This window comes from Streptomyces sp. NPDC097981, assembly GCF_040302565.1.
Lineage (GTDB): Bacteria > Actinomycetota > Actinomycetes > Streptomycetales > Streptomycetaceae > Streptomyces.
Genome location: NZ_JBEORW010000112.1, coordinates 1 through 7754, shown reverse-complemented (window position 1 = coordinate 7754; position 7754 = coordinate 1). Strand labels below are relative to the sequence as shown.

Annotated in this window: 5 protein-coding genes and 1 pseudogene; 1 reads left to right on the top strand and 5 read right to left on the bottom strand. The window is 68.0% G+C overall.

Translation table 11 applies throughout. The features are described 5' to 3' along the window. Window positions 1–126: 126 nt before the first annotated feature. Window positions 127–645 (top strand): annotated as a pseudogene (locus ABTY04_RS39755) (DUF6368 family protein); the annotation flags it as partial. Here the strand turns inward: ABTY04_RS39755 and ABTY04_RS39750 are convergent. The 5 genes from ABTY04_RS39750 to ABTY04_RS39730 all read right to left on the bottom strand — a co-directional run bounded on the left by ABTY04_RS39750 (window position 577) and on the right by ABTY04_RS39730 (window position 7639). Next, entirely contained in the window at window positions 577–2493 is a 1917-nt protein-coding gene (locus ABTY04_RS39750) for a TniQ family protein (protein WP_352218310.1), read from the bottom strand. The pseudogene ABTY04_RS39755 and the gene ABTY04_RS39750 sit on opposite strands and share 69 nt — an antisense overlap. Then, the gene (locus ABTY04_RS39745) at window positions 2486–3766 is read right to left on the bottom strand and encodes an AAA family ATPase (protein WP_352218309.1); all 1281 of its coding nucleotides are present in this window, start codon (window positions 3764–3766) and stop codon (window positions 2486–2488) included. The genes ABTY04_RS39750 and ABTY04_RS39745 overlap by 8 nt, the downstream gene beginning before the upstream one ends. Next, complete coding sequence (locus ABTY04_RS39740; protein ID WP_352218308.1) at window positions 3747–6005, bottom strand: transposase; 2259 nt, start codon at window positions 6003–6005, stop codon at window positions 3747–3749. The genes ABTY04_RS39745 and ABTY04_RS39740 overlap by 20 nt, the downstream gene beginning before the upstream one ends. After that, complete coding sequence (locus tag ABTY04_RS39735) at window positions 6002–6766, bottom strand: TnsA-like heteromeric transposase endonuclease subunit (RefSeq protein WP_352218307.1); 765 nt, start codon at window positions 6764–6766, stop codon at window positions 6002–6004. The genes ABTY04_RS39740 and ABTY04_RS39735 overlap by 4 nt, the downstream gene beginning before the upstream one ends. Window positions 6767–7075: 309 nt before the next feature. Beyond that, window positions 7076–7639 carry an SMI1/KNR4 family protein gene (locus ABTY04_RS39730; protein ID WP_352218306.1) on the bottom strand — a complete coding sequence of 188 codons (564 nt, stop codon included), beginning with the start codon at window positions 7637–7639 and terminating at the stop codon, window positions 7076–7078. Window positions 7640–7754: the final 115 nt, after the last annotated feature.

Here is a 7754-nt window from a genome sequence, read left to right as displayed (position 1 = left end):
ACTGTCGCGTCAGCATGCAATCTGTCGTCCAGGGCGGGCTGTGACCCAAAATGATCAGACGCCCGCCGCCGGGTCCTGGTAGAACCGGGTCCGGTGGCACTTGGGCCACGAGGCTCTGGGGGCGGTATGTCGGGACCGGCAGTTGGACTGTGGCTCTTCGAACCCCGCGGGTTCGCGGACATCCTGGCCGATGTGGTCCCGTGGTTGGAGACCTTCTGTGACCCGGTGGAGGCCAAGGCCAGCGGCGACGTGGACTTCTGGGTGCGAGACGGTTCGGCCCTGGGCCTGCGGGCCTTCGATCCAGCTGGCGTTGGCGTGTTTTTCCTGTCAGAGGACGAGGAGATGCCTGTTGAGGACGAGGACTACTCAGCTTTCGCTCGTCCACCGGTGCAGGGGTTGGTAGTCGGCGCCGGCTGCTCGGGCTCGGTGAACCACGTGCTTCTCGGTCACCTGGCGCTCGCTCTCGCCCGCCGTCTCGATGCGCTGGTCGACTTCGATGGTCTCCTGAGTAGCCACCCCGCCGCGGGAGGCGACGCGGGGAACGAGGCAGTGCTGGCCCGGGCAAGGGAACTGGCGTCAGCCCTCCCGGGGAGGCTCGCGGAGGTGTCCTATGACACCGGGGGCGGAGGGCGGTGGCTTCGGCACGTCGGGGACGTGGAATTCCTGCAGGCATGGCTGCAGCACCCTGATTTCCACTTGGTCAAGTAGGGCCTGGGCGTCGATCTTCTCGGCGAGCAGGTCACCTTGCTGGAGGAGAAGCTTCCGTAGGGCCGCATAGTGGTTCAGAGCGTCCGGGCGGGAGAGATGGAACCAGGTGTTCGCCCGGCGCTGTCGCCAGGCTTGACGAGTGTCCGCGGGCTGTTCGGCCTCGATGTGCCGTGGCGCGTAGAGCGGCTCGCCGCCGGTGACGTAGGCCCAGACGAAGGCGGACGCTTCCTGGCGTAGTCGGTCGTCCAGCTTGGGGCGGACGGGGCCCGGGACGGGCGGAAGCTTGGTGATGATCTCGTTCCAGGTCTCGGACGACAGTGACCAGTCTCGCAATTCGTCGCGTCGGCGCTGGTAGTTGGTGGGGTCTGTCGCGCGGTCGAGTTCCTCGGCCAGGTCATGCAGAGCGGCGTTGAAGGCATCCTGCCCGTCTCTGAGCCACCGCAGGAGCGTGCTCGTGGCGACGAACTGGCCTCCGGCAGGGTTGATTCCGAGGAAATCTGCGGCGTCACCCTGCGCCCTGCCAGATGCCTGTTGGACAAGGAGGACGGCTGCAAGACGGCGTACGGACTTCGCTTCCGCGTTGATCTGGAGCGGTGCGAGATGCTCCTGATACCAGCGTTCCTCCAAGAACGCGGGAATGTGTTCAGGGCGGTAACCGCCCTGTCGTTCTGGGATTCTGGCTCCGCGCGGGCCCGTGCGCCGGTATGTGCGGGTCAGGGGCGCCATCGCCTGTCGCAACCCGTCCGAGCACGAGGACTGATGCCGTTCGAAGACGTGGACCCATGGGGCTCTGCTCGCACTGCCTGGGCGGGCGGCTCGGGCGTGGTCGACGAGTTCGTGGAGATCAGGCTCATCGAGCAAGCGGACGGCCGCCGTCAGCAACCCGGCCGCCGCAACGGGGTCACGTGGGGGTCTGTCGCGAACCGGGCGGGTGCCTCCCCCAAGGGCCCTGATGTGCTTGCCCACCAAATCCTGGGAATCCGGCTCGATGTGGTCCCGACCAAGAGGACAGGACGCGCAGAGAACGGCGGTGACCACCCGAAGATCGGTGAAACCTGACGCGGCGCCTGCTGCGGCCTGGTGGGGTTCGAGGAAGTCGAGGAGTCGCTGCTGCGCCCTGAGCACGTTCATGCTCGGGCGGGCAGAACTGGTGCTCCTGAGCTGGTCCAATTGAGTCCCGCAGGAGGGTCCTTTCCGGCCCTGACCGGCGCGTTGGACTGGATGCCGGCACTGCGCCGGGTGCAGGGTGGCGTCCGCGGGCTGGCCGACGAGGAGGGTAACTGCCCGATTGATCCAGTGGCTTCGAGGGCAGTCTTCCTGCAGAAACACCTGGTGGACCGGGCAAGCGAAGGCGACGGGCAGGTGCCACGCCTTCTGCCACGGGCCTCCGTGCTGCTGCTGGATGGCGGTGCCGTCGCCCGCAAGGCATCTCGGGCAGTAGCGAGGAGCGTCGTTGAACAACCAGTCGTCACGCGACACCTGCGGTCCGGAACCGGGTCGCAGGCGCGCAATTGGCGGGTAACGGTCTGACCAGGGAACAAGCGTCAGAGCAGCTGCTTCCTCCTCGCTCAGCCGGGCGGTGTGCGCGAAGGCGCGGGTGTCGAGGTCCAGCAGGAGCCTGCGGCCAAGTTGGGTTGTCGAGGGCCTGATGCAGCCGGTCAGCCGGGCCAGGCGGATCGGTGAAAGCCGGAGACGATGAGCGAGCCGCAGCAGGTAGCCGCCGATGGACTCGCCAGGCAGCGGGTCAAGGCTTCGCGCCAGCGGCCGGCCGGGGAGCTCAGCCATCGGCGGCCGGCCTGTCGCCCTGGTCGTCGAAGACCGTGTTGCGCGGCCTCCTTCCCGCCCTCTTCCCCGACTGCTTTGGAGGTTTGACGTCCGCTGGGATCTCCGGAACCTCGCCCGCCTCAGGATCGAGGTCTGCCAGGTTGCCCAGCCGGATGGCGGTGCGGGCCAGAAGCTCGGGTGTCAGCCGTTCCTCGCCGCTGGTGATCGCTTCCGTGCACCCGTCCTCGACCAGCCGTCGAAGGAGTCCGACGATGCCGTGCGTTCGGCGGAACAGGTACTCGGGCATTCCTCCGGTGGTCAGCATGCCCTCGAAAGAGTGGAACAGTCGCAGCTGTTCCTCGATCCCCGCGAGGTGTTCGAGGAAGACGGTGATCCCGCTGGAGGTGGAGTAGTCGAACGGGTCGAGGTCGACCATGTCGAAGCGCCGCTCGGTCTGTGTCGAGGCCCCGTCGTTGTGGCTCTTGCCTCGCTTGACGTCGGGGAAGACCCACTGCTTTGTGTGGGGGTCGACGTAGGCGCCCCGCAGCAGTCCGGAGTGGGGGATGTCGACGCCGATCAGCACGAGCGTGACGTTCAGGTCCATCAGCTCACGGATCAGGTCCAGGGTGTCCTGGTCGTCACCGCGATGGAGCCGAAGGCGTGTCACATCGTCGATCAGCAGAGCCGTGGTGTTGTGGTCCCGGACCGCGTCGCGGACGGAGCGGATCAGGTCGTCCAGGGTGTGGGGGTGCGGGTCGCCGTAGACGTCCAGGATGGTCTTGCACAGGCCCTTCGGTGTCGCCTTCACCGGCAGCCGACAGTAGGCGACCGGGACGAACACGTCGCGTGTTCCCGCCAACGGCGCCTGGTCGGGCAGGAGTTGGAGGTGGACGTCCCGCCACAGGTCCTCGAAGGCGGCGGCCGCGGAGCACGCCGTTTCCGTCTTGCCCTGGAACCCGCCGCCGTTGATCATCAGGCCGTCCCGGGTGCCGGGCATGAACTTCACCGCGTTGTTCTGCAGACGCCCGCGCATCAGGTCGGAGACCAGCCGGCTCATCGGCGTCTCCTGGAGCCGCATGTTCACGTGCGTCGCGGTCCGATGCAGGTCGTGCAGGGCCCGTCGGCGCGGGCTCATGTCGCTGTACTCCTTCAGCGACAGCCGCGGTGCCGGGATGAACGTGTCGCGGATCTCGCGCCACTGCTGCCAGCCCTCCCACCTGGTGCGGTCGGGCGGTGGTCCGACACGCAGGAACGGAATGATCGGGTTGTCGCTCTCAGCTGGCCGGTTGACCACCGTGCTCCTCTTCGTCGTCCTCGGGCAGGAGGAACACGTTGCGCTCGCGGAAGCTCGACCCCAGCCGGGGCGGTGGCTTCGGGGTGACCGGGACGGCGGCTTCTCTCCGGCGGCGCCGCTCGGCGTCGAGACTGCTTCGGGCCTGCCCGGCCCGTTGCGGCCACTGCAGCACGTTCCCTGCGGTCTGCTGAGGCTGGCGGGCTGGGTAGGTGGGTTCGGCGGAGGCCGCCGGCCGGTCGGTCGAGGCCGCCCGGGCCTGTGTGGCCTCGCGGGCGTGTTCGACACGCTGGGACTTGGTCATCTGGCTGGGCCAGTTGCTGACCGGATCGCGGGCGCCGAGCAGTTCCAGAAGGACTGGCAGGAGTTCGGCATCGGTCCGCGGTCGCAGGCCGGCCTCGCGGACTCGGGTGAGGAGTTCCTCGGCACGCAGGTCACCGAAGGCGGGGACCTGCGACTCAGGCGGTAGCCCGGTCCAGCGCAGGGGGTGCCACTCATGGGTGAGGGGATCTTGGAAGTAGACGACGCGCCGGTCTCGGGGCTCCCGGCGGATGATCCACATCTGCTTGCGCCGCCCACCGCGTGAGGATGCCTCGTGCAGGTAGGGCTCCAGCACGTCGCCGTAGTAGTAGAGGCCTTTGATCTTCACGCCCCGGCGGCCGTGGATGCGCTTGACCTGGTGCTCCGGCAGAAACCGATAGTAGAGCTCAGGTTGGGGGATCTCCATCGCAAAGCCGGATTGCGCGAACGACGCCGCGAACAGCGAGTTGGGGCTATGGTCGCCGCCGGGATCCCATGCTGGCGCGTAATCGCCCAGTCGGCGGTTCTGCCAGACCTTAACGACCCAGGTCGCGATCACGTGTTCCATCGCGTCGATGGTCAAAGTGCCGTCCCGTTCCGGTTCCGCACCGCGGTCGGCGGTGTCGATACCGGTGTAGCCAGGCAGGTGCTCGAACAGCAGCGACCGGATGCTGCCGAAGACCCGTTCGACCGCCTGTTTGTCCTGGGGCCGCAGCACCCGCGCCGGAAGCACCCGGCAGCCGATCACCTCCTGGACCTCGACCAGGTGGTGGTTGCGGTAGACGCTGCCGTGGTCGGTGGTCACCGTCTCCGGCGCGAAGAACGGCAGGGCCGCGACCCGATGACCGACGAACTCCGCCACCACCGCAGCCGGCAGTCCCGGGTAGGGCCACTCCATCTCGCCGTCCCAGTCAGCCCGCATGGGCAGCGGGAGCATCACGTCCCGCAGCACCATCGCGACGTCGACCGATGTGTCGGACACCAACGTGAGCCGGAACGCGCAGATGGAGTGGGTGTAGACGTCCAGCGCCAGCGTCAGATGGACGCGGACCGGGTCGCCGAAGACCCCCTCCCGGACCATCACCGGCAAGATCGTCGTGTCCAGCGCGACCACCTGGCCCGGCCTGGTGACCAGCACGTGCCCGTCCTTCTCGGGAAGCGACGCAGAGCGCTCGTAGCGCTGCCGACCACGGCCGGGGCCGAACCACTCGTGCCAGACCCGTCTGAGCGTGTCGTAGCTGGGAACCTTGATCTCCTGGCCGGGGAACGTCTCGCGGACGTAGCGATGGATCATCGTCTCCCGGGTGCGGGCGTCCACCTTGGAACGGTGGAGCCGGGTCTCCTCCCGAACTGCCAGGATCGCTTCCCGGACCTCCTCCGAGATGCTGGGGTGCCCGCCGCTCTCGCGCAGCCATCGGTCGTCCGCGCAGCCGATCACCCCGAAGCGGCGCCGTTTGCGCTCCCAGCGCTCCAGTGTCCTGACGCCGACCCGGTCCAGTGCCAGCAGCTTCGCGGCGGTCGGGTCCATGGCCTCCAGCTCGGCCACTTTGGCCTGGCGCCGCTCGGTCACGGTCGTGCGGTCGGGGTGGTATTCCAGGCGAGGCTCCCCCTGCCGCGGCCGCAGCGGGTCGCCGCTGCGGAAGCCGCAGACGACCTCCATCAGGTGCTCGAACCGCAACTCCACCAGCGGGACCTTCTCCGGCTTCAGGTCCTTCAGCGTCATCTCCTGCCGTCCCCGGTTCGCGCCGGACGAGGAGGTGAGTGATGAGGTCCGGCACTGCGGATGGTTCAGCAGGAACCTGAAGCTGACGCATTGCCGGACGCCGGCCCGGTTCATCAGGTGGACTCGGCCGAGATGAGGCTCCTGCCGCTCGACCAGCCACTCGCTCGCGTCGAGGACCAGTTCCGTCCCCGGAGTCAGCTCCAATGCGCCCGCGCTCATGGCAGTTCCGTCGGCATCAGCCTCGACGCGTTGGTCAAGGACTTGGACAGATCCACGCCAAGTCGGCGTTGCCACAACAGGTTCAGCAGCTGGGCCCGCGCGACCGGCCAGAACTGGCTCTCGTTCGCGGCCTCGCCGAACGTCAGGCCCTGTTCGGCCGCCGCGAGCAGCCCTGGGCGCAGATTCAAGAGGTCGCTCATCGGGCGTCGGCGCGCGTACATCGCGTCGAGCGATGCCTGGACGTGCGGCAACCAGCCGGCCGCGACCACGTAGCGCCAGCCGCAGGCCAGTGAGAGTTCGTGAGCGGCGGCGAAGGATTCCTCGTCCTCGGACTTGATCAGTTCTGCCGGGCGTACGTCGACGACGAAGACCCCGTCGTCGGAGACCACGAGGTAGTCCGGGGTGTGTCGCCGCCAGCGTCCGTTCGCCTCGAAGCGCATCCGGAACGGCTGCGAGAGCAGAATCTGCACGTGGCCGCAGAAGTCGAGCGCTCGCAGCAGCCAGTCTTCCTCCAGACTCTCGAAGCCGTGCAGCTGCCCCGTGCTGACCATGTACTCCAGCCCCGGCCGATGCCGCTGATCACGCCGCCAGGTGAAGCCTCGCATCGGGACACTGCCCGCCCAGGGTGCTGGCCCCAGGGTGGCCACCGGGCCGGTCACCTCGCCGCTTCGGTGACGCCATGTCACCGTCCATCGACGTGTCCACCCTTCGCCGACGGCCAGACCCTGCTGCCCTGTGGCCACGCTGACGGGTACCAGCATGTCCTCCCACCTGCACAGATGGGACCATAGTGGCCCCGGGTGAGTTGGGCTGCCGGCGGTCGGCGGTGACGAAAGTGCCCTGCGTGACCTGTCCACCCCACCATCGAAGTAGCCAGGTCGCATCGACGGGAGGACTTCTTCGGAGTTGGCGACAACTTGCTTGCCGAACGATCACCAACCGACAGATACCCTGCTGAATCAGCGACAGTTGTCGTGCTGACCCACCCGAAGAGCCGCACGTCGAGTAGGGCTGTTAGCGACAAGTAGCGTGCTGAGTCACACCGCGTCGTCGAGAGCAGCCGGACGGCATCAGTGCCGGGACGCTCCGAGGGTCTGGTCGGCCGTCGCAAAGCGGTGCTCCGTTGGCTTCAGCACTTCGTAGAGGTAGCTGAAGTACTCCGTTTCCGCCGTTCCTGTGAGCACCGCCAGCAGGAAGGCGAGGCACCCCATGTCGTGGTGCTCCCACAGTGGGCCGCGCCCTTCGTTGTAGAGCACGGTCCACTCGTCGGGGTGCTGGCCGGGCCGCGCCAGCCAGTACAGGAACGCCCCCGTGCCCTCCTCGAACGCCCAGGGCAGGACCCGCGCCCCCGCCTCCAGCAGGCCGACGGGCTTCGCCTCGAACTCCCACAGGCCGGCCAGGATCTCGTCCCGTTCCGTCGTCTGCGCGTGCAGGTCACAGTCGCCGTAGGCGGAGCCGGGGACGAGCAACCAGATCGTGTCGTCGAAGATGCCGTCGCCGTATGTCTCGACGAGCTGCTTGTAGTCGGCGGGCAGAGCCACACCCAGGGCGCGCTCGGCCTGCGCCCAGTCCACCGCGGGCCGCGGCTTGGCGGGCGGCGGGCAGAGGCGGAGGAGGGCGTCGAGGGTGATCATGGAAGGGACGCTACTGGACCCCCAGCCGGTGCCCGTGGGCGGGTCGGCGGATCCGCATAGGCTCCGGCCCAGGTAGCCCGCTCACCAGGATGAAGACCTTGGTGGCTTTGTTCAC